This is a genomic window from Pseudomonas sp. IT-P100 (assembly GCF_949767185.1).
Lineage (GTDB): Bacteria > Pseudomonadota > Gammaproteobacteria > Pseudomonadales > Pseudomonadaceae > Aquipseudomonas > Aquipseudomonas fluorescens_B.
In genome coordinates, this window is record NZ_CATKQK010000008.1 from 118,375 (window position 1) to 138,198 (window position 19,824).

At 58.9% G+C, this 19,824-nt stretch carries 20 protein-coding genes; 10 read left to right on the top strand and 10 right to left on the bottom strand.

Going from position 1 to position 19,824, the window contains the following annotated elements; translation table 11 throughout:
- Positions 1–33 precede the first annotated feature (33 nt).
- Complete coding sequence (gene mscL, locus ACM6IQ_RS06765) at positions 34–450, top strand: large-conductance mechanosensitive channel protein MscL (RefSeq protein ID WP_017340883.1); 417 nt, start codon at positions 34–36, stop codon at positions 448–450.
- 41 nt (positions 451–491) lie between these two features.
- Here the strand turns inward: mscL and ACM6IQ_RS06770 are convergent, their stop codons facing one another.
- A complete protein-coding gene (locus ACM6IQ_RS06770; RefSeq protein WP_017340884.1) occupies positions 492–1,268 on the bottom strand; it encodes a ferredoxin--NADP reductase in 777 nt (258 codons plus the stop codon).
- Between the two features lie 340 nt (positions 1,269–1,608).
- Between ACM6IQ_RS06770 and ACM6IQ_RS06775 the strand changes: the two genes are divergently transcribed.
- The gene (locus tag ACM6IQ_RS06775) at positions 1,609–2,340 is read left to right on the top strand and encodes a helix-turn-helix transcriptional regulator (RefSeq protein WP_017340885.1); all 732 of its coding nucleotides are present in this window, start codon (positions 1,609–1,611) and stop codon (positions 2,338–2,340) included.
- A gap of 161 nt (positions 2,341–2,501) precedes the next feature.
- The gene (locus ACM6IQ_RS06780) at positions 2,502–3,626 is read left to right on the top strand and encodes a methyltransferase (RefSeq protein ID WP_414878330.1); all 1,125 of its coding nucleotides are present in this window, start codon (positions 2,502–2,504) and stop codon (positions 3,624–3,626) included.
- A 78-nt stretch (positions 3,627–3,704) separates the two neighbouring features.
- Here ACM6IQ_RS06780 and ACM6IQ_RS06785 read toward each other — a convergent pair whose 3' ends face one another.
- Genes ACM6IQ_RS06785 through ACM6IQ_RS06795 form a run of 3 tightly spaced genes read right to left on the bottom strand, consistent with a single transcriptional unit; the run spans position 3,705 to position 6,380 of the window.
- Positions 3,705–3,872, bottom strand: coding sequence for a DUF2474 domain-containing protein (locus ACM6IQ_RS06785; RefSeq protein WP_080995174.1), 168 nt, complete (start codon positions 3,870–3,872; stop codon positions 3,705–3,707).
- Positions 3,873–3,929: 57 nt separating this feature from the next.
- Complete coding sequence (gene cydB, locus ACM6IQ_RS06790; RefSeq protein ID WP_017340888.1) at positions 3,930–4,937, bottom strand: cytochrome d ubiquinol oxidase subunit II; 1,008 nt, start codon at positions 4,935–4,937, stop codon at positions 3,930–3,932.
- A gap of 3 nt (positions 4,938–4,940) precedes the next feature.
- Positions 4,941–6,380, bottom strand: a complete 1,440-nt coding sequence (locus ACM6IQ_RS06795) for a cytochrome ubiquinol oxidase subunit I (RefSeq protein ID WP_017340889.1) — start codon at positions 6,378–6,380, stop codon at positions 4,941–4,943.
- Positions 6,381–6,920: 540 nt separating this feature from the next.
- On the opposite strand from ACM6IQ_RS06795, the gene ACM6IQ_RS06800 reads away from it, so the two are divergent.
- On the top strand, positions 6,921–8,159 hold the full coding sequence (locus ACM6IQ_RS06800; RefSeq protein WP_414878331.1) for an MFS transporter: 1,239 nt from the start codon (positions 6,921–6,923) through the stop codon (positions 8,157–8,159).
- Between the two features lie 6 nt (positions 8,160–8,165).
- On the opposite strand, the gene ACM6IQ_RS06805 is transcribed toward ACM6IQ_RS06800, so the two are convergent.
- Both ACM6IQ_RS06805 and ACM6IQ_RS06810 read right to left on the bottom strand, forming a co-directional pair.
- Positions 8,166–8,717 carry a DJ-1 family glyoxalase III gene (locus ACM6IQ_RS06805; RefSeq protein WP_017340891.1) on the bottom strand — a complete coding sequence of 184 codons (552 nt, stop codon included), beginning with the start codon at positions 8,715–8,717 and terminating at the stop codon, positions 8,166–8,168.
- Positions 8,718–8,783: 66 nt separating this feature from the next.
- Entirely contained in the window at positions 8,784–9,230 is a 447-nt protein-coding gene (locus ACM6IQ_RS06810; RefSeq protein WP_017340892.1) for a DUF4879 domain-containing protein, read from the bottom strand.
- Positions 9,231–9,453: 223 nt separating this feature from the next.
- Between ACM6IQ_RS06810 and ACM6IQ_RS06815 the strand changes: the two genes are divergently transcribed.
- Positions 9,454–10,749: an NCS2 family permease gene (locus ACM6IQ_RS06815; protein ID WP_017340893.1), complete on the top strand. Its 1,296-nt coding sequence runs from the start codon at positions 9,454–9,456 to the stop codon at positions 10,747–10,749.
- The gene (gene trmA, locus ACM6IQ_RS06820) at positions 10,746–11,825 is read left to right on the top strand and encodes a tRNA (uridine(54)-C5)-methyltransferase TrmA (protein ID WP_414878332.1); all 1,080 of its coding nucleotides are present in this window, start codon (positions 10,746–10,748) and stop codon (positions 11,823–11,825) included. The genes ACM6IQ_RS06815 and trmA overlap by 4 nt, the downstream gene beginning before the upstream one ends.
- A 54-nt stretch (positions 11,826–11,879) precedes the next feature.
- On the opposite strand, the gene ACM6IQ_RS06825 is transcribed toward trmA, so the two are convergent.
- Together ACM6IQ_RS06825 and ACM6IQ_RS06830 are read right to left on the bottom strand one after the other, a co-directional pair.
- The gene (locus ACM6IQ_RS06825) at positions 11,880–12,326 is read right to left on the bottom strand and encodes a DUF2442 domain-containing protein (protein WP_017340895.1); all 447 of its coding nucleotides are present in this window, start codon (positions 12,324–12,326) and stop codon (positions 11,880–11,882) included.
- Positions 12,323–12,751, bottom strand: a complete 429-nt coding sequence (locus ACM6IQ_RS06830) for a DUF4160 domain-containing protein (RefSeq protein WP_414878333.1) — start codon at positions 12,749–12,751, stop codon at positions 12,323–12,325. The genes ACM6IQ_RS06825 and ACM6IQ_RS06830 overlap by 4 nt, the downstream gene beginning before the upstream one ends.
- 214 nt (positions 12,752–12,965) lie before the next feature.
- On the opposite strand from ACM6IQ_RS06830, the gene ACM6IQ_RS06835 reads away from it, so the two are divergent.
- From ACM6IQ_RS06835 to ACM6IQ_RS06845, 3 genes are all read left to right on the top strand, one after another.
- Positions 12,966–13,877 (top strand): LysR family transcriptional regulator, encoded by a 912-nt coding sequence (locus ACM6IQ_RS06835; protein WP_017340897.1) that lies wholly within the window; start codon positions 12,966–12,968, stop codon positions 13,875–13,877.
- A gap of 206 nt (positions 13,878–14,083) precedes the next feature.
- The gene (gene aroQ, locus ACM6IQ_RS06840) at positions 14,084–14,524 is read left to right on the top strand and encodes a type II 3-dehydroquinate dehydratase (protein WP_414878334.1); all 441 of its coding nucleotides are present in this window, start codon (positions 14,084–14,086) and stop codon (positions 14,522–14,524) included.
- Positions 14,525–14,529: 5 nt separating this feature from the next.
- Complete coding sequence (locus ACM6IQ_RS06845) at positions 14,530–15,384, top strand: shikimate dehydrogenase (protein WP_414878335.1); 855 nt, start codon at positions 14,530–14,532, stop codon at positions 15,382–15,384.
- Between the two features lie 150 nt (positions 15,385–15,534).
- On the opposite strand, the gene ACM6IQ_RS06850 is transcribed toward ACM6IQ_RS06845, so the two are convergent.
- Positions 15,535–16,212, bottom strand: a complete 678-nt coding sequence (locus ACM6IQ_RS06850) for a TetR family transcriptional regulator (RefSeq protein WP_017340900.1) — start codon at positions 16,210–16,212, stop codon at positions 15,535–15,537.
- Between the two features lie 102 nt (positions 16,213–16,314).
- Positions 16,315–18,216 (bottom strand): 3-dehydroshikimate dehydratase QuiC, encoded by a 1,902-nt coding sequence (quiC, locus tag ACM6IQ_RS06855; protein WP_414878336.1) that lies wholly within the window; start codon positions 18,214–18,216, stop codon positions 16,315–16,317.
- 352 nt (positions 18,217–18,568) lie between these two features.
- On the opposite strand from quiC, the gene ACM6IQ_RS06860 reads away from it, so the two are divergent.
- A partial coding sequence (locus ACM6IQ_RS06860; protein WP_238588327.1) for an MFS transporter occupies positions 18,569–19,824 on the top strand: 1,256 nt, incomplete at its 3' end.

Consider the following 19,824-nt stretch of genomic DNA (forward strand, 5'->3'; position numbering starts at 1 on the left):
TTACCAACCTCATCTGTAACAAGGAAATAACCTATGGGCGTGATAAGTGAGTTCAAGGCCTTCGCGGTCAAAGGCAACGTGGTCGACATGGCCGTCGGGATCATCATAGGCGCCGCTTTCGGCAAGATCGTTTCGTCTTTTGTCGGCGATGTGGTCATGCCGCCAATCGGCCTGCTGATCGGTGGGGTGGACTTCAGTGACCTGGCCATTACGCTCAAGGCTGCCAACGGGGACATTCCCGCGGTGGTGCTGGCGTACGGTAAATTCATTCAGAGCATGATCGACTTCATCATCGTCGCGTTCGCGATCTTCATGGGCGTCAAAGCCATCAACCGCTTGAAGCGCGAAGAGGCCGTTGCGCCCACCCTGCCGCCTGTTCCGACCAAGGAAGAAGAGCTGCTGGGTGAGATCCGCGATCTGCTGAAGGCCCAGAACAATCGGCCTGAATGATCTGATGCACGCAAAAACGGCGCCTTCGTGGCGCCGTTTTTTTACCAGTAGTTTTCCACTGCCACCTGCCCGGGGCGTCGGCTGAGGCTCAAGTGCATGTCGCGCTGTTTCAGCAGTTTTCGCGTTTCATCGATCATCTGTGGGTTACCACAAAGCATGACCCGCGAATGCTCGGCCGTCAGCGCCACACCCGCTACCCGTTCAAGTTCGCCATTGTCGATCAGCGTTGTGATCCTGCCATTCAAGGCACCCGGATGCTCCTCGCGCGTGACAGTGGCGATAAATTGCAGCTTGTGTGCGTACTCGGCCAGATAGTCACGTTGCGCCAACCCCGAGATCAGCTCCTGATAAGCCAGCTCCCTGGCTTCACGCACGCTGTAGACCAGGATGATTCTTTCGAATTTCTCCCAGACTTCGAAGTCCTGCAGGATTGACAAAAACGGCGCCACGCCGGTGCCTGTGGATAGCAACCAGAGATCACGTCCGTCAGCAAAACGGTCAAGCGTCAGGTAACCAAAGGCCTGACGGTCAACCAGCAGGGTATCGCCCTCGCCCAACCGACTCAGCTCACTGGTGAATTCGCCGCCCGGCACCACAATGGAAAAGAACTCGAGGAATTCGTCATAGGGTGAAGAGACCATGGAATAAGCACGCCATACGGTGCTGCCATCGGCCTTGGTGACCCCTAGCCGGGCGAACTGTCCGGCACGAAAGCGAAAGCCTGGATCCCGAGTCGTGCGTAGAGTGAACAGGTTCGGGGTCAACGGCTGGACGTCGAGCAGGGTCTGGCGTGTGAATTTTTCTGCGCTGGCGGTCATGGGGCGCTCCATTGAACAGGTGGCTCCAGTGTCCCGCAAAACATGCGAATTAAACACGGACGATTTGTGGTGACTTTAATGCGCATTATCAAAACCCCCTATCACCGGAAACATTAATTTTACGGACTATTCGGTTAATTCGGACGATTCAAATTAAGGCTGTCATTCAATATTACATCCTATGTAAATCGACATTTATTAGAACCAGATATTTAGTTTTTAACTTGTTTACAAAGCCAAAAAATCTCACCATGCATGTAGGAATCATCCTACACTCGTTGCGTGCTGGATCTCGGATCCAATTTGCACCCCAGAGAATATTGGATAATGGAGATACAAGATGGAGCGATGGAAGGAATCACAACTCAATCAACTGTCGAAAACGACGGATATAGAAAACGCCTATCGGATCGCCCTTGGATTTGCGAAAAACATCGGGTTTAAATTTTTTGCCTTTTCAACTACTTATCAAACGAATAACAACCAGTTCAATACCGTACGACACAACAACTATCCGGCCGACTGGAATCAGGAATATGAACGAAAGAATCTGAGATCAATCGATCCGGTAGTAGCCCATTGCAATCACTCCATGCTGCCCATTCTGTGGAGCGAAAACCTTTTCTCCAACGTTCCTTCACTGTGGGAGGCCCTTGTAGCGCAAGGTTTGGAGCATGGCTGGTCACAATCGTTTCACGACGAAAAGAGTGGTTTGTGCAGCATTCTGAGCCTGGCCAGGAGCCACTCTCCAATCACCGCATTGGAGGTGTATGAAAATTTTGGCTTCTCAATGCTCATGTCCAGTCATCTCCATGAGTTGATCGCACGATCGTTACCCCAAAAAACGGCAAAACCGGCAACCCCGCATCTCTCACCACGCGAAATCGCCGTATTGGAACTGGCAGCAACGGGCAAGACAGCAGAGCAAAGCGCCAGGATTCTTAACCTCAGTGCCCGTACCGTCCATTTCCACACGCAAAGCTGCATCGAGAAACTCGGGGTCTGCAACAAGATTTCGGCAATCATTGCCGCCATCAAGGCCGGTTACCTGGACAGCACTTCGATCCGTTGAGGATCAAAACCTGCGAGTAATCCAATAGAAAAAAACGTACCATCTGCGACGCCTCCAGAGTGTTGACGTGTGAACCTTCACGACGCAGTACGCTCGGAGCCTCGCCCGCTACAACGCCCCTGGGCCGCGGGAAACCCGTTGATTACCCAGAGCCCCGCCCCATGCCTTTGCTCGAAACACCCTTCGCCCGCCTCGACCTTATCCGCCAGCCCGAACAGCAGAACGAACCGCTGCAAGCGTTTGATGCCGCCGACGAATACCTGCTCAATCATCTGGCCGAACAGCAACCGACCGCGAACACTCGCGTGCTGGTGCTCAATGACAGCTTCGGCGCATTGGCCGCCAGCCTGGCAGGCAAGGTTCAGGTAACCACCAGCGGCGATTCGTTCCTGGCCTTCCAGGGGCTGGAAAAGAATCTGATCCGCAACGGCCAGGCATTTGATGCCGTGCCGAGTGTACCTGCCAGCGAAGCAGTCACCGGCCCGTTTGACCGGGTGCTGATCCGGGTACCGAAAACCCTGGCTCTGCTGGAGGAGCAACTGATCCGCCTGCAAAACCAGCTGGCACCCGGCGCCCAAGTGATTGCCGGTGCCATGATCAAGCATCTGCCGCGGGCCGCCGGGGATTTACTGGAGCGCTACATTGGTCCGGTGCAAGCATCATTGGCGGTGAAAAAGGCTCGACTGTTGATCGCTACGGCTGAAGCCAAAGCGCCCGCGACATCCCCCTACCCGACCCGCTATCGTCTCGACACGCCGTCCATCGAGCTGCTCAACCACGCCAACGTATTTTGCCGCGAGGGCCTGGACATCGGCACGCGGGCGTTTCTCCCGCACTTGCCGACGAACCTTGGCGCGGCGCGGGTCGCCGACCTCGGTTGCGGCAACGGTGTACTGGCCATCGCCAGTGCCCTGCAAAATCCCGAAGCGCACTTCACGCTGGTGGACGAGTCCTTCATGGCTGTGCAATCGGCTGCCGAAAACTGGCGCGCAGCGCTGGGTGATCGGGACGTGATCGTGCGTCCCGGAGATGGTTTGGCCGGGCAGGAACCACAATCGCTGGACGTGGTGCTATGCAACCCGCCGTTTCATCAGCAGCAAGTGGTGGGTGACTTTCTGGCCTGGCGGATGTTCCAGCAAGCCCGGGAAGCGCTGGTGGTGGGCGGTGCACTGTATATCGTCGGCAATCGTCATCTGGGTTATCACAGCAAGCTGGCGCGGTTGTTCCGTGGTGTTGAACAAGTGGCAGCCACGCCGAAATTCGTGATTCTTAAAGCCCGAAAGTAATTCCGGGCAAAAAAAAACCCTCCAGCGCAGGAGGGTTGTAAATCCGTGCCGCAAGGCATCGGGATGGGATCTTGCGAATCAGTGCGTCGACAGGCCTGCGGCATTCATGAACATGCGCATCAGGCTCGCGACGATGAAGAGCGCCACTACGCTGCCGGTCCAGATCATCACCAGCCAGCCGAGACGCTGCCACAGCGGTTTTTTCTCCGCTGCTTCGATTTCCTGCAAGGAATGTTTGCCAGCCATCATCGTGATCTCCTCTGAAATGGCGCGGGTTTCAACCCTGCGCCATTGCGGTGTGCGCTAGTGGTAGCCGTCTTCGTGGGTGACCTTGCCGCGGAACACGTAGTAGCTCCAGAAGGTGTAACCCAGGATAAACGGGATGATGAACAACGTTCCCACCAGCATGAAACCCTGACTCTGCGGCGGTGCGGCGGCGTCCCAGATCGAGATCGACGGTGGCACGATGTTCGGCCACAGGCTGATACCCAGACCGCTGTAGCCGAGGAAGATCAGCACCAGTGTCAGCAGGAACGGCGTGTAGTTCGCATTGCGGGCCACGGCGCGAATAAGGCCGTACATGGTCACCAGCACCAGAATCGGCACCGGCAGGAACCAGAACAGATTCGGCAACGTGAACCAGCGCGCGGAGATCTCGGGGTGAGCCAGCGGCGTCCAGATGCTGACGATGCCGATCACAGCCAACACCACAAAGGCCAGTGGCCGCGCCAGGTCATGCATCTGTTCCTGCAACTTGCCTTCGGTTTTCATGATCAGCCAGGTGCAACCGAGCAGCGCATAAGCCACCACCAGTGCGACGCCGCAGAACATCGTAAAGGGCGTCAACCAGTCCAGTGAACCGCCGGCGAACTGACGGTTGACCACCGGCAATCCATCAATGAACGCCCCCAGAGCCACGCCCTGGAAGAACGTCGCGGCGATCGAACCACCGATGAACGCTTTATCCCAAAGGTGACGCTTGTCGTCCTTGGCCTTGAAGCGGAACTCGAACGCCACGCCGCGGAAGATCAGCCCGATCAACATGAAAATCAGCGGCAGGTACAGCGCCGAGAGCACCACTGAATACGCCAGTGGAAAGGCGCCGAACAACGCTGCCCCCCCCAGAACCAGCCAGGTTTCATTGCCGTCCCACACCGGTGCGACGGTGTTCATCATCACGTCACGGTCGGTCTTGCCCGGGATGAACGGAAAGAGAATCCCGATCCCCAGGTCGAAACCGTCCATGACCACGTACATCATGATGCCGAAGATGATGATCACGGCCCAGATCAGCGGAAGATCAATACCCATGACTCAAATCTCCTTTTGCAGGCTGGGGTCGTGGTCGGCATCGACGGAATCGTCGGCAGCGGACAGCGGACGGGCCGGCGTACGTTTCTTGCCTGGACCGCCCTCGGGCGTTTCCGCGCCTTCGCCGATCTTCGGACCTTTGCGCACCAGACGCATCATGTAGCCCAAACCTGCGCCGAACAGCGCGAAATAGACTACGACGAACAGGATCAGCGTGATGCTCATCTGCAGGAAGCTGTGATTGGACGACGCGTCTGCCGTGCGCATCAAACCGTAGACGACCCACGGCTGGCGGCCGATTTCAGTGGTAAACCAGCCGGCGAGTATCGCGATCAGGCCGGATGGCCCCATCCACAACGCCAGGTACAGGAACGGTCGCGAGGTGTACAACCTGTCGCGCTTGCGCAGCCACAGGCTCCACAAACCGGTGAAGATCATCAACATGCCCAGGCCGACCATGATCCGGAACGACCAGAACACGATGGTCGAATTCGGCCGGTCTTCAGGCGGGAACTCCTTGAGCGCCGGCACCTGCTTGTCCAGCGAGTGGGTGAGGATCAGGCTGCCCAGGTACGGGATTTCAACGGCAAATCTGGTCTTCTCGGCTTTCATGTCCGGCCAGCCGAACAGGATCAGCGGAGTCGGTTCATCGCCGTGGTTTTCCCAGTGGCCTTCGATCGCCGCGATTTTCGCCGGCTGGTGCTCCAACGTGTTGAGGCCGTGGAAGTCACCGATGACCGCTTGAATCGGTGCCACGATCAGAGCCATCCACATGGCCATCGAGAGCATGGTGCGGATCGCCGGGTTGTCCTTGCCGCGCAGTAAATGCCAGGCCGCCGATGAACCGACGAAGAACGCCGTCGCCACGAATGCGGCCGTGGCCATGTGCATCAGGCGGTACGGGAACGACGGATTGAAGATCACCGCCAGCCAGTCGGTTGGAATGACCTGGCCGTTGATGATTTCGTAGCCCTGCGGGGTCTGCATCCAACTGTTGGAAGCGAGAATCCAGAAGGTCGAGATCAGCGTGCCGATGGCGACCATGACCGTGGCGAAAAAGTGCAGGTTGCGCCCGACCTTGTTCCAGCCGAACAGCATCACCCCAAGGAATCCAGCCTCGAGGAAGAAGGCCGTCAGTACTTCGTACGTCAGCAACGGCCCGGTCACGGAACCGGCGAAGTCCGAGAATCGGCTCCAGTTGGTGCCGAACTGATAGGCCATGACCAGCCCGGAGACCACCCCCATGCCGAAGTTGACGGCAAAAATCTTCGACCAGAAGTGGTACAGGTCGCGGTAGGTGTCGTTATGGGTTTTCAGCCACAGGCCTTCGAGCACCGCCAGGTAACTCGCCAGGCCAATGGTGATGGCCGGGAACAGGATGTGGAACGAGATGGTGAACGCGAACTGAATTCGGGCGAGATCAAGCGCCTCCAAACCGAACATAAGTCTTCCTCTGTCAGGTAATACCGGCTGAAGGCTTGCGGCCTGCACCCACTGCCCCCACGGATATGGAGTGTGGCGAATTTGAATTCGTTCTTCTTTTAGCAACATCACACGCAGGGAATCTGGCCATCTGGCCGCCGGATCAATTCCAGAAAGGTTTTGATCTGGATCAAGCATCGCTGAAAGAGTAGTCCGGTTTTTGACGATGGACGGTGTGGTCTTTTGCCGCGTGACAGGTTGCCTCATAGCCCACGCAGTCAGTCGCAGCACATTTCCTGTGGGAATCTGCGGTGAGGCGATTTATCCCCGTTGGCCTGCGAAGCAGTCGTCAACCCTTTACACGCGGTGGGTCTTTGAAATGCCGGGGCTGCTTCGCAGCCCAACGGGGATAAATCCCCTCGCCACAAAATCCGCACACCATGGGTGGGATATCAGCGCTTTCGGGATCGGTGTCTAGCTAACTGAATTTCCCGCCTCTGCAACTTCTGGTTACAGGTTGGTGATAATCTCGGCCTTCACCTCGCTCAAGACCTGCCTCAGATGCCCAGCCAAGCGCCCTTGCTGTTACGTCATCATCGCCCTTTCATCGCGTTCTGGCTGGCTCGGGTGTTTACCGCCAGCGGCTTTCAGATGCTCACTGTCGCCATCGGCTGGAACCTGTATCAACTGACCGGCAACGTGCTGGATCTGGGCTTGGTCGGCCTGGTGGAATTTGCCCCGCGGGTGCTGTTCATGTTGCACACCGGGCATGTCGCCGATCGCTATGACCGCCGTAAAGTCGCGGCCATCTGTCAGTCATTGCAGGCATTGATTGCGCTGACGCTGGCGATTGGCGGCGCTACCGGCCACGTCACCCGGGAAATGATCTTCATCCTGGCATTTCTGCTCGGCGCCGCTCGCTCCTTCGAGATGCCGACCACCCAGGCGCTATTGCCGAGCATCGTTCCCGCTGCGCTGTTCCCCCGCGCCGTCGCCGCTGCACAGTCGGCGCAACAATCGGCAACCATCGTCGCCCCGGCCTTGGGTGGTTTGTTGTATGCCTTCGGCAGCGTCTGGGTCTACGGGCCGACCGTGATCCTTTATGTGATCGCCTGCCTGTTGATGCTCAACCTGCCCGCCCGGCAAACGCCGCTGAACAAAGGCAAGGCGACTTTGGATTCGCTGTTGGCAGGCATCCGTTTCATTCGCAGCCGTCCGGACATTCTCGGTGCGATTTCCCTCGATCTGTTTGCCGTTCTGTTGGGTGGCGCGACGGCATTGCTGCCGGTGTTCGCCAAAGACATTCTGCTGACCGGACCATGGGGGCTGGGCCTGCTGCGTTCCGCTCCAGCAGTCGGTGCGTTGCTGATGTCGCTTTTGCTGGCGCGCTTCTCGGTGGATCGCAAGGTCGGTCGGGTGATGTTTACCGCGGTGGGTGTATTTGGCGTCGCGACCATCGCGTTTGGCCTGTCGACCTCGTTCTGGTTCTCGCTGGCCGTGCTGGTGGTGTTGGGCGCGGCAGACATGATCAGCATGGTGATCCGCGCGTCCTTTGTGCAACTGGAAACACCGGATGAAATGCGTGGCCGGGTCAGCGCCGTCAACGGCCTGTTCATCGGCGCCTCGAATCAGTTGGGCGAGTTCGAGTCCGGCCTCACCGCCCACTGGTTTGGCACCGTGCCGGCGGTGGTCATGGGTGGCATCGGCACGCTGGTGGTGACGGGAGTGTGGATCAAGCTGTTCCCGACGCTGGCCAACCGTGATCGCATGCATGTGCCGGTGGAAGAAGCCAGGGTTTGACACCGTTTAAACGACCAACTCCCCCGCCACCGTCAGCCGAGTCGCCTTGCCGCAAAGTTGCTCCACCAGCGTCAGGGCGAACGCCAAAGCGCCCCCTGAACCTTGGGCGGTAACGCAGTTGCCATCGACTACCACCGGTTGATCAACGAAGTTGCAGCCAGACAGTTGATGACTGGCCGAAGGCAGGCAGGTCATCCGCCGCTGACGCAGGACGCCAAAAGCCTGAAGTGCCACGGCCGGGGATTCGGCGATGGCGGCGAACAGACGACCTGCCGCCGCCTGATCCTTGATCAATTGTTGCAAGGGTTGATGGGCGGCCAGATGCTGCGCACCGACGGCACCGCCGGGCAGTACGATCAAATCAAACGGCTGGGCCAGCAAATCCACCAGCATCGCATCGGCCGTCACTCGGGTGCCGCGGGCACAGGTGAGCATGCGGCGCCCCTCGATGCTGGCCACCACCACTTCGACCTTGGCGCGGCGCAGCACATCGATCAATGTCACGGTTTGCAGGTCATCGATGCCCTCGGCGAGGGTAATCAGAGCTCTAAAGGTCATGGGCGCAGTCCACAGGATGATCTTTAAAGCGTAGTCAGCTTTCCTGACCCTTGTTCGAGCGGGCCGTTACTTGATGTAAAGCTGCGTCGACATCGTGTTGCCCGGCGCGTTGATGGACGTGTTGCTGAAGGTGAAGGTGCCTTCCTGTTTGCCGGCCAGATCGAAGACATACAGGTAGCCGACAGTTTTTCTGCCGACGGTGCACTCGGTCAGGTTGCCGTTATCAAACGCACACACCGGGGTCCGGGTGCCGTTCACTTCAAAACCGTCCAGCCCGACTTGCGCGCGACGACCGTAGCCGACTTCGAGCACGTAAACCTTGATGTTAGGTCCAGTGTGATCGCAGCCCGTTTTCACTTGCCCCGGCGAAATGCTCTCAAAACCGCACGCCGGCGATTCGACCTTGAGCACCTGGACCTGGCTCAACGGTGCCGCCGAAGCAGCCCAAGCGCTTTGCGCCCCCAGCAACAAGGCAATCAATGCTCCAAATACGGCAACCAGACGCTTTTTCATGCAATCCCCATGTCCCCCAAAATCCAGCGCGCAGTATGGCGCACTTGGCTTTAACGCAAAACATCGACGACGATCACAGCCATAAGCAGCCACAGCCCCACGCTGCTGGTATGATGCGCGGCTTTTTCCGACCGACAGAAAATTACCAGGCGCCTGCAGCGGTCTGTGCTTTGCTGTTGAGGTCGATACATTCACGGCGCCGGGCGCGCCACGGGGAGCAGACATGCTGGAAAGGCTGTTTCAACTCAAGGCACACAACACCAACGTGCGGACCGAGATTCTAGCGGGCGTCACGACTTTCCTGGCCATGGCCTACATTCTGTTCGTCAACCCGAGCATCCTCGGCGAGACCGGCATGGACAAGGGCGCGGTGTTTGTCGCGACCTGCCTGGCCGCCGCCATCGGCTCCACGACGATGGGCCTGATCGCCAACTACCCGATCGCCCTCGCACCGGGTATGGGCCTGAACGCCTTCTTTACCTACACCGTGGTCCTCCACATGGGCCATACCTGGCAAGTGGCGCTGGGGGCGGTGTTCATCTCGGCCGTGTGCTTCTTCCTGCTGTCGATCTTCCGCATCCGTGAGTGGATCATCAACAGCATTCCGCTGCCGCTGCGGTCGGCGATCGCCGCCGGTATCGGCCTGTTCCTGGCGCTGATTGCCTTGCACAACGCCGGCATCGTTGTCAGCAATCCGGCAACCATGGTCGGCCTTGGTGACCTGAAACAACCGGCGCCCATCCTCGCAACGCTTGGCTTCGCCCTGATCGTTGCCCTCGAAGCACTGGCCGTACGCGGTGCGGTGCTGATCGGGATTCTGGTCGTGACCATCGCCTCGATTGCCCTGGGCTTCACGCCGTTTGGCGGCGTGGTGTCGATGCCGCCTTCGCTGGCGCCGACTTTCCTGCAACTGGACATCAAGGGTGCACTGGACATCGGCCTGGTCAGCGTGATCTTCGCCTTCCTGTTCGTCGACCTGTTTGACAACTCCGGCACCCTGATTGGCGTTGCCAAACGCGCCGGCCTGATGGGCAAGGACGGCCACATGCCGAAAATGGGCCGCGCCCTGATCGCCGACAGCACCGCGGCCATGGCCGGTTCGTTGCTGGGTACGTCGACGACCACCAGCTACATCGAATCCGCTGCCGGCGTGAGTGCCGGTGGCCGCACCGGTCTGACGGCCGTTGTGGTGGCGATTCTGTTCCTGTTGGCGCTGTTCTTCTCGCCGCTGGCCGCCAGCGTTCCGGCGTTTGCCACCGCACCGGCACTGCTGTTCGTCGCGGTACTGATGACTTCCGGCCTAGCCGAAATAGACTGGGACGACATCACCGTTGCCGCACCGGTCGTGGTCACTGCGCTGGCCATGCCGTTCACTTACTCCATCGCCAACGGCATCGCCTTCGGTTTCATTTCCTGGACCGCGATCAAGCTGCTGTCCGGTCGCGGCCGTGAGCTGAACCCGGCGCTGGTGATTCTGTCGATTCTGTTCGTGATCAAGTTGGGTTGGTTCAACGCATGACTTTTGATTCCCAGGCTTACACCGTTCAGCTCGAAGAAAAGGTCTCGCGCCTGCGCGACCTGCTGGCCCCGTTCGATGCACCTGAACCGGCCGTGTTCGATTCGCCGCTGAAAAACTTCCGCCTGCGTGCCGAATTCCGCCTGTGGCGTGAAGGCGGCGAGCGTCACTACGCGATGTTTTCCCAGGAAGACAAACGCACGCCGATCCTGATCGAAGAGTTCCCCATTGCCAGCCTGCGCATCAATGAGCTGATGCCGCAGCTCAAGGCCGCGTGGAAAGCCAGTGCCGCCCTGAGCCACAAGCTGTTTCAGGTGGAATTCCTGACCACGCTGGCCGGCGATGCGATGATTACCCTGTGCTATCACCGCCCGCTGGATGAACACTGGCACGCGGCGGCCACGAAACTGGCGGCAGACCTGAACGTCAGCGTGATCGGCCGCTCGAAAGGCAAACGCGAAGTGATCGGCCATGATTACGTGGTCGAGAAACTGGAAGTCGGCGGCCGCACCTTCAGCTACCGTCAGCCGGAAGGTGCGTTCACTCAGCCCAACGGCACCGTGAACCAGAAAATGCTCAACTGGGCTTACGACGCCCTCGGTGATCGTCCGGACGATTTGCTGGAACTGTATTGCGGCAACGGCAACTTCACCCTGCCGCTCGCGACCCGCGTGCGTAAAGTGCTGGCCACCGAAATCAGCAAGACGTCGGTCAACGCGGCGTTGAGCAACCTCAGCGAAAACGCCGTGGAAAACGTCACGCTGGTGCGCCTGTCCGCCGAAGAGCTGACCGAAGCCCTGAACGAGGTCCGCCCGTTCCGGCGCCTGCAGGGTATCGACCTCAAGAGCTATGAATTCGGCAGCGTCTTCGTCGACCCGCCTCGCGCCGGCATGGACCCGGACACCTGCGAGCTGACCCGGCGCTTCGACAATATCCTGTACATTTCCTGCAACCCGGAAACCCTGGCGGCCAACATCGCCCAACTGCACGACACCCACCGCATTACTCAATGCGCGATGTTCGACCAGTTCCCGTGGACTCACCACATGGAATCCGGGGTGTTGTTGACCCGGCGTTGATTGCATTCGTCCGATACAAAACAGCCGTCAGTACGACGGCTTTTTTGTGCGTGCTCAAACGGGGACATCCGGTTTGCGCGGACGCCCGCCCTTGCGACCATTAGCCCGCGCAGCCTCAGCCTTGGCGGCGCTGCTTTGGCGACCATTGCGCGACGCGATGACCGAGGCGGCCATGTCCATCAATGGCTTGCTCGCGGAGATCATCCCGGCGATGGACACATGCAGATCCTTGCCCTCATGGCATAGGGCGGTGCCGGAAAAGCCGACTTTCAGGTCTGCGAAATCCTCGACCTCGAAACTGTCGAATTCCGGATAGTGCTCGACGGGCAGCAGCACGCCACTGCCATCAATGAAACTGACGGCCAGACACGGTTCCAGAAAGGTCACGGCAGTCGCCTGCAAACCGCTTTTGTGGCGCACTTGCCCTCGCCGGACGGCTTCATCCAACACGGCCTCACTGACGGGCCGATCGGCCAGTATTCCTGCCTCTATCGTTTTCATAGTTCTATCTCCACGCCCTCCGAAGCGCCAAACAGCGCCAGCAAGGTCCTGTTCGTCTCGGGCTCATAGCTAGCCGAGCAAATCATGTCAGTCGTACTCGCAATCCTTTTCACCACCAGGACTTCGCTGGTCCGCCAGTCCCATATCTGATGATCGAGGCACACCGTGCGCAGCTTTTCCCACCAGATCGTGCGAGCGCGACGCAAGTGGGCAGGTTGTCTGAGTGCTTGACGCAGGCCTTCCAGCACGGCGATGGGTGGCCGGTTGGAATGAGGCACCACATCCCACAGCTCGACACTGTTGTGCCAAAAGCTGAATTTGTAGCGTGCGCTCCAGGCTCCGGCGTCCACATGCGCGTGCGGCGGACAGTGCTCATCGCGCAACATGATCACCATTGAAAGCCCTTTGTAGCTGAACAATTTCATACTAACCCATCCGTTAGGTTATTGAGCCTCATGACTCACCATTCCTTGATCAATCCGATAACCGGTGCTGACCTTCATTCAGTCCCCGCACTTCAGGCTAGCGCTTGACGTCGCCACGGGAGCGGTAATCAGGGGCAAAAATGGTAAGCAATCCTTTCACCAATTTGATAAACACTGTTTACGGCCCTTCATTTGATCCCCGGTGTAATCAATCATGCAGCGAACATTCGACGATCTTCAGCTCGGTAGCATTGAGCTGTTTTGCCTCGCCGCCGAAGCAGGCAGCTTTACCGCCGCGGCCCTGGTGGCTGGCGTAACGCCCGCAGCAGTAAGCCGTTCGGTGTCGCGCATGGAGGAGCGGCTGGGCGTTCGTTTGTTCGCGCGCACCACTCGCAGCGTCAAACTGACTGATAGCGGGCGCCGGTATTACGAAGAATGTCGTCAGGCGCTGGCGCAATTGGTCGAGGCCCAACGCGAAGTGATGGGCCAGCAGCAGGAGCCTTCCGGCACCTTGCGCATCAGCATTCCCACAACGTATGCCCACCACCGGATCCTGCCGTTGCTGCCGGCGTTTCGGGAGCGCTTTCCGCAGGTCAAAGTCGAATCGCACATCAGCAACCGCAACATCGATTTCGTCGGCGAAGGCTATGACCTGGCCATCCGCGTACGGGCGATTCCGGATTCCGGGCTGATCGCCCGGCAGCTTGAGGACGCGGAACTGGTGATGATTGCCAGTCCTGATTACCTGAAGCGCGCGGGCACTCCGCAAACCCTGGACGACCTCAAACAGCACGAATGCATCCAGTACGACTTGCCCAGCAGCGGTCGGCGGATTGCCTGGTTGTTCAACGACCATGGCGAGCAACGCGAGATTCAGGCCGAGGGCAACTTCAGCTGTTCCGACGATGTATTAGGCGGCGTGACGCTTGCCAAACACGGTGCGGGGCTTTTCCAGACCTATCGTTTCATCGTCGAACACGAACTGGCCGAGGGGTCGCTGGTGGAACTCCTCAAGCCTTATGGCGGACGCTCGCGGCCGTTCACCCTGCTCTATCCACAAAGCCGTCATGTGCCACTTCGGCTGCGGGCGTTTATCGATTTTCTGGTTGAGCATATGCCGCGCTAAAAGATCGCAGCCTTCGGCAGCGCCGACAGTGGAATGCGTTTTCCTGTAGGAGCTGCCCAGGCTGCAATCTTTGCAATTGTCCGATCACCGCACACAAAAGCCCGGTTCGCCACCCCTTCAATTGACCAAATTAACCATTTAGTACAATTTATCTCCACAGGCTGGAGCATCAGTCCATGCCAACAATAATAAGTGGAGAGACCCCGATGAACCCTATCGTTCTGGTGCTCAACGGCCCGAACCTCAACCTGCTGGGCACCCGTGAACCGGCGACTTACGGTCACGAAACCCTGGCGGACATCTCAGCGTTGTGCGGCCGTGCCGCCGAAGAATTCGGCCTGGCAGTCGAGTTTCGCCAGACCAACCATGAAGGCGAATTGCTCGACTGGATTCACGCCGCCCGCGGCCGTTGCGCCGGGATTGTCATCAACCCGGCCGCCTGGACCCACACCTCGGTTGCCCTTCGCGATGCCCTGGTCGCCTGCGAACTGCCGGTGATCGAAGTCCACCTGTCGAACGTCCACGCCCGCGAACCTTTTCGCCACCACTCCTTCGTGTCGGCCATTGCCACCGCAGTGATGGCCGGTTTCGGCAGCCACGGCTATCGCCTGGCGCTTGAACATTTCAGCCTGAGCTTGAAGGGGTGAACGTCGTGACTCAGAACAACGCTGTACTGGCCGGGCTGATCGGCGCCGGCATTCAGGCGTCCCGTACTCCCGCGCTGCATGAGCATGAAGGCGACGCCCAGGGTTTGCGTTATCTCTACCGCCTGATCGACCTCGACCAGCTCAAACTCGACAGCAGTGCCCTGCCCGACTTGCTGATGGCGGCCGAGCGGATGAATTTCACCGGTCTGAACATTACCTTTCCGTGCAAGCAGGCGATCATCCCTTTGCTCGACGAATTGTCGCCGGAAGCGCGCGGCATCGGTGCGGTGAACACGGTGGTGTTGAAGGATGGTAAACGCATCGGCCACAACACCGACTGCCTGGGCTTTGCCGAAGGCTTTCGGCGTGGCCTGCAGGGCGTAGCCGTTGACCGTGTCGTCCAGATGGGCGCCGGAGGGGCCGGTGCAGCGGTGGCCCACGCGTTATTGAGCGAAGGCGTACAACTGCTGAGCATTTTCGATGTGGACAACAGTCGCGCTCAGGCGCTGGCGAACAACCTTAATCAGCATTTCGGCGCGGGCCGCGCGGTGGCGGGTCATGATCTGCCAAGCACGCTGGCGCAGGCCGACGGATTGGTCAACACCACGCCCATGGGCATGAAAAAACTGCCGGGCATGCCGGTGCCGGCGGCGTTGCTTCGCAAACAGTTGTGGGTGGCGGAGATCGTTTATTTTCCGCTGGAAACCGAACTGCTGCGCAACGCCCGCGCCCTGGGTTGCCGGACGCTGGATGGCGGCAACATGGCGGTGTTTCAGGCGGTGAAGGCGTTTGAATTGTTCAGCGGCATGGTGCCGGATGCGCAGCGGATGCTGGCGCATTTTCAAAGCATGAATGGTTGAAGTTTCAGGCTGAAGCGTATTCTGTGACGAGGGCGCTTTTTCCCGCCGGGCGGCAATGCCGCCCCAACATACTGGCTATTTTGTGAGTGCTACGCACTCAAGCGGGAGCAAGCGCCCTCGCCACAAAAGCCCCCTGAAACTCATCACAAATCAAGCCTGAAGGTATCGCAACACCGAATCGCAAATCATCTCCCGATGACGCTGCTTGATACTTTCGTCCGCCAGCTCGATCTGAAAAATCTCCCCGAACGTATTGCGATTCGACACGCGATAGAAGCAGAACGAACTGATCAGCAAATGCACATCCAACGGATCAAGCCCCGCCCGGAACACACCGTCTTCAGCCCCGCGACGCAAAATCACACCCAGTGAATCAAGAATGGTGTTGTTCATCGCCTTGATCGCATCGGAACGCTTCACGAATTCCGCGTTGTGGATGTTCTCGATACTGACGATGCGCACGAAATCGACATTGCGATCATGGTGATCGAAAGTGAACTCCACCAACCGCCGAATCGCTTCCACCGGCGCCAGTTCGGCCAGGTGCAGGCGGTTTTCGGTGCTGCGAATATCGCCGTAGAGTTTCTCAAGCACCTCGATGTAGAGCTGTTCCTTACTGCCGAAGTAGTAATAGATCATGCGTTTGGAGGTGTGAATGCGCTCGGCGATCGCATCGACGCGAGCACCGGAAAGCCCCTGCTGGACGAACTCGACAATAGCTTCTTGCAGAATGTTCTCGCGGGTCTTTTCCGGGTTGTTCTTGCGACTCTTGCGCGGCTCGACCAGGGGCTCGTCGGGCGCTACGGAGAGTTCTGAAATTATTGTCATTGTGGGCTCACGGCCATCACTGCACAGGCTGGCAATTATGAGCCGCGCTGCACAGTGAAGGAAGCCGCGCGGCAGCGGTTTAACCTCGCGTTTACCAAATTCCTACAACTTGGCCTGACGAATGGCGCCGCTGCGGGATTTGGCCATGGCTGCCAGTCGCACCGCCACGTTGGCCGCGCCGTAACCGGCGTAACCATTCTTGCGCTGGATGATTTCAAAGAAAAACCGCCCTTCGAACGGCTCCGTATAAACGTGAAACAGCTCGCCACCCTGGGCATCACGGTCGTAAAGCACGTTGTAATAGGCGAGCTCGCTGAGGAACTCATCATCGAAATCGAACCGCGCAGCCAGGTCGTCGTAATAATTAAGCGGGATATCCAGCAGCGGAACCCCCGCCTCCTTGGCGCGGCTGACTTCGGCAAAGATATCGTCGCAATCAAACGCAATGTGATGCACGCCAGAGCCGCGATAACTCGACAGTGCGTGTGAGATCGCGGTGTTGCGGTTCTCGGAAATGTTCAGCGGCAAGCGGATCGAACTGTCGCGACTGCGCAGCGCCCGGCTCTTCACCAGACCATAAGGGTCCGGCAACACCACTTCGTCGTCGGCTTCGAAATCCAGCAGGCTCTTGTAGAACAGCACCCAACTGTCGAGGCTGTCGGCCGGCAACGCCATGGCCATGTGGTCGATGCGCTTGAGGCCTCCACTGGCCATGGCGGCCGGTTGCAGATTGAAGTCGGTGCCATAGACGTCGGCGTCCTGGTCCACCAGATAAATCAGGCTGCCATCCGGCGCACGTACCGCCGCCAGCTCCAGCTCATTGGGGCCGACCAGTCCGCGATAAGGTTGACCTTTGTAAGCCACCGCCCGGGCCAGCGCGCTGGCGCTGTCCTTGACCCGCACCGCAGTGGCGCACAGCGACGGGCCATGCGCTTCGAAAAAGCTGTGGGCAAATGAGTAAGGCTCGGAATTGAGAATCAGGTTGATGTCGCCCTGACGCAGCAGGCTCACGCTTTTGGAGCGGTGCTGACCGGCCTTGACGAAGCCCAGTCGCTCCAGCCAATGAGAAAGCTTGGCGCCAAGGCTTTCGTCCACGGCGAATTCGAGAAACTCGATGCCGTTGTATTCGCTGGCTTTAGGCGTCTCGAACAGAATCTCCGGATTGGCCGCTGGCTTGGCTTCCTGCGCCAGTCGTTCGCGGGTTTTCTCTTCCAGGTACAACAACGAACGCAAACCGTCGGCGGCGTTGGCTCGCGGCGGCGCGGCGCGGAAGCCGTCGTTGAATATTTCCAGCGACAACGGCCCGGTGTAGCCACTCTTGATGATCGGCGCGAGGAACCCCGGCAAATCGAATTCGCCCTGGCCCGGGAAGCAGCGGAAATGCCGGCTCCATTCCAGCACGTCCATGGCCAGGATCGGCGCGTCGGCCATTTGCACGAAGAAGATTTTGTCGCCAGGGATCTCAGCAATGGCCGTTGGATCGCCCTTGAGCGACAGCGTGTGGAAACTGTCCAGCAACACACCGAGGCTTGGGTGATCCGCCTGGCGAACGATGTTCCACACCTGCTGCCAAGTATTGACGTGGCGCCCCCAGGCCAACGCTTCGTAGCCGATGCGCAGGCCGCGCGCACCGGCGTGTTCGGCCAGCAGGCGCAAGTCGTCGACGAGGATCTGTTCATCCCCGATGGCGTCGGCCGAGGCGTTGCTGCAGACCAGCACCAGGTCGGTGCCCAATTCCTGCATCAGGTCGAATTTGCGCTCGGCCCGTTCTAGGTTGCGTGGCAAGCGGTCGCGGCGGCAGCCTTCGAAATCGCGGAAGGGTTGAAACAGCGTGATGGCGATCCCGAGATCGGCGCACATCTGTTTAATTTCCCGAGGACTACCGTCGTAATAGAGCAGGTCGTTCTCGAAAATTTCCACCCCGTCGAAACCGGCGGCGGCAATGGCTTCGAGTTTTTCCGGCAGGGTACCGCTCAAGGACACGGTGGCAATGGAACGCTGCATGTTTCGACTCCCGGTGGAGGCTTCGGCTACAGGGAATTTGCGCCGCTTTTAAAAGAGTGAGTGAATTATTGAGCGGTCCCATACAATGAGCAATTCAAAGTGTACTACCCAGTTAGTTTTGCGTGCGATTATCGAACACAATGGCCTTTGGCGAATTGACGATTTTTCGTCCACTGCCCACCATCCACTACACATTGAGTCCGGTCACAACCAGCGGTCTCGGTGACCAAAGACTCAAAACACCACATAAAAATAATCGGTGGCCTACATGACTCCTTCCCAAAGCTCTCCCGTGGAGCGCTCCTCCACGACTCCTGCCGTCGGCGGTATCGGCGATAAAATCCGCGGCGCCATGGCCGTCGGCAAAACCCGTTGGGGCATGCTGGCGCTGGTGTTTTTCGCCACCACCCTGAACTACATCGACCGCGCCGCACTGGGCGTCATGCAGCCCATTCTCGCCAAGGAAATGAGCTGGACGGCGATGGACTACGCCAACATCAACTTCTGGTTCCAGGTCGGTTACGCCATCGGTTTCGTGCTGCAAGGCCGGTTGATCGACCGGGTCGGCGTGAAGCGTGTGTTCTTCTGCGCGGTGCTGCTCTGGAGCCTGGCGACCGGCGCCCATGGCCTGGCTACCTCGGCGGTCGGCTTCATGGTCTGCCGCTTTATCCTCGGTCTGACCGAAGCCGCCAACTACCCGGCCTGCGTGAAGACCACGCGGTTGTGGTTCCCGGCCGGCGAGCGCGCCGTGGCCACCGGCATCTTCAACGCCGGCACCAACGTCGGTGCGATGTTCACGCCGATGTTGCTGCCGCTGATCCTGCATGTGTGGGGCTGGCAGGCTGCGTTCCTGTGCATGGCATCACTGGGCGGGATCTGGTTGCTGTTCTGGGGCTTGAAGTACTTCAACCCGGAAGATCACCCGAGCGTCAAACAGTCGGAGCTGGACTACATCCAGAAGGAAGTCGAACCGGAACAGGCCCGCGTACCGTTCTCGAGAATCCTGCGCATGCGTGGCACCTGGGCCTTCGCCCTCGCCTACTCGATAACGGCACCGGTGTTCTGGTTCTACCTGTACTGGCTGCCGCCCTTCCTTAATCAGCAATACAACCTGGGCATCAACGTGACCCAGATGGGTATCCCGCTGATCATCATCTACCTCACGGCCGACTTCGGCAGTGTCGGCGGCGGCATCCTGTCCTCGTTCCTGATCGGCCGTGGCATGAATCCGATCAAGGCGCGACTGATGTCCATGTTCCTGTTCGCCTGCTGCATCGTCGGCGTGATCATGGCCGCCGGTTCGAGCAGCCTGTGGGTGGCGGTGTTTGCGATTTCCCTGGCCATCGGTGCACACCAGGCCTGGACAGCGAACATCTGGAGCCTGGTGATGGACTACACGCCTAAACACATGATGAGTACGGTGTTCGGTTTCGGCGGCATGTGCGCCGCCATCGGCGGGATGTTCATGACCCAATTGGTCGGCCACATCCTGACCATCACCAACAACAACTACACCGTGCTGTTCACCATGATTCCGGCGATGTACTTCATCGCGCTGATCTGGATGTACTTCATGGCGCCGCGCAAGATTCCGACCGTTACTGAGTA

Excerpts from the sequence above, each read along its gene's own strand:
- ACM6IQ_RS06810 (WP_017340892.1), bottom strand. The coding sequence starts at position 9,230 with ATGAAAAAGCGTCTGGTTGCCGTATTTGGAGCATTGATTGCCTTGTTG.
- ACM6IQ_RS06770 (WP_017340884.1), bottom strand. The coding sequence starts at position 1,268 with ATGACCGCCAGCGCAGAAAAATTCACACGCCAGACCCTGCTCGACGTC.
- ACM6IQ_RS06815 (WP_017340893.1), top strand. The coding sequence starts at position 9,454 with ATGCTGGAAAGGCTGTTTCAACTCAAGGCACACAACACCAACGTGCGG.
- aroQ (WP_414878334.1), top strand. The coding sequence starts at position 14,084 with ATGAACCCTATCGTTCTGGTGCTCAACGGCCCGAACCTCAACCTGCTG.
- ACM6IQ_RS06825 (WP_017340895.1), bottom strand. The coding sequence starts at position 12,326 with ATGAAAACGATAGAGGCAGGAATACTGGCCGATCGGCCCGTCAGTGAG.
- ACM6IQ_RS06795 (WP_017340889.1), bottom strand. The coding sequence starts at position 6,380 with ATGTTCGGTTTGGAGGCGCTTGATCTCGCCCGAATTCAGTTCGCGTTC.
- mscL (WP_017340883.1), top strand. The coding sequence starts at position 34 with ATGGGCGTGATAAGTGAGTTCAAGGCCTTCGCGGTCAAAGGCAACGTG.
- ACM6IQ_RS06780 (WP_414878330.1), top strand. The coding sequence starts at position 2,502 with ATGCCTTTGCTCGAAACACCCTTCGCCCGCCTCGACCTTATCCGCCAG.
- ACM6IQ_RS06800 (WP_414878331.1), top strand. The coding sequence starts at position 6,921 with ATGCCCAGCCAAGCGCCCTTGCTGTTACGTCATCATCGCCCTTTCATC.
- ACM6IQ_RS06775 (WP_017340885.1), top strand. The coding sequence starts at position 1,609 with ATGGAGCGATGGAAGGAATCACAACTCAATCAACTGTCGAAAACGACG.
- ACM6IQ_RS06835 (WP_017340897.1), top strand. The coding sequence starts at position 12,966 with ATGCAGCGAACATTCGACGATCTTCAGCTCGGTAGCATTGAGCTGTTT.
- ACM6IQ_RS06785 (WP_080995174.1), bottom strand. The coding sequence starts at position 3,872 with ATGGCTGGCAAACATTCCTTGCAGGAAATCGAAGCAGCGGAGAAAAAA.
- ACM6IQ_RS06850 (WP_017340900.1), bottom strand. The coding sequence starts at position 16,212 with ATGACAATAATTTCAGAACTCTCCGTAGCGCCCGACGAGCCCCTGGTC.
- ACM6IQ_RS06830 (WP_414878333.1), bottom strand. The coding sequence starts at position 12,751 with ATGAAATTGTTCAGCTACAAAGGGCTTTCAATGGTGATCATGTTGCGC.
- quiC (WP_414878336.1), bottom strand. The coding sequence starts at position 18,216 with ATGCAGCGTTCCATTGCCACCGTGTCCTTGAGCGGTACCCTGCCGGAA.
- ACM6IQ_RS06805 (WP_017340891.1), bottom strand. The coding sequence starts at position 8,717 with ATGACCTTTAGAGCTCTGATTACCCTCGCCGAGGGCATCGATGACCTG.
- trmA (WP_414878332.1), top strand. The coding sequence starts at position 10,746 with ATGACTTTTGATTCCCAGGCTTACACCGTTCAGCTCGAAGAAAAGGTC.
- cydB (WP_017340888.1), bottom strand. The coding sequence starts at position 4,937 with ATGGGTATTGATCTTCCGCTGATCTGGGCCGTGATCATCATCTTCGGC.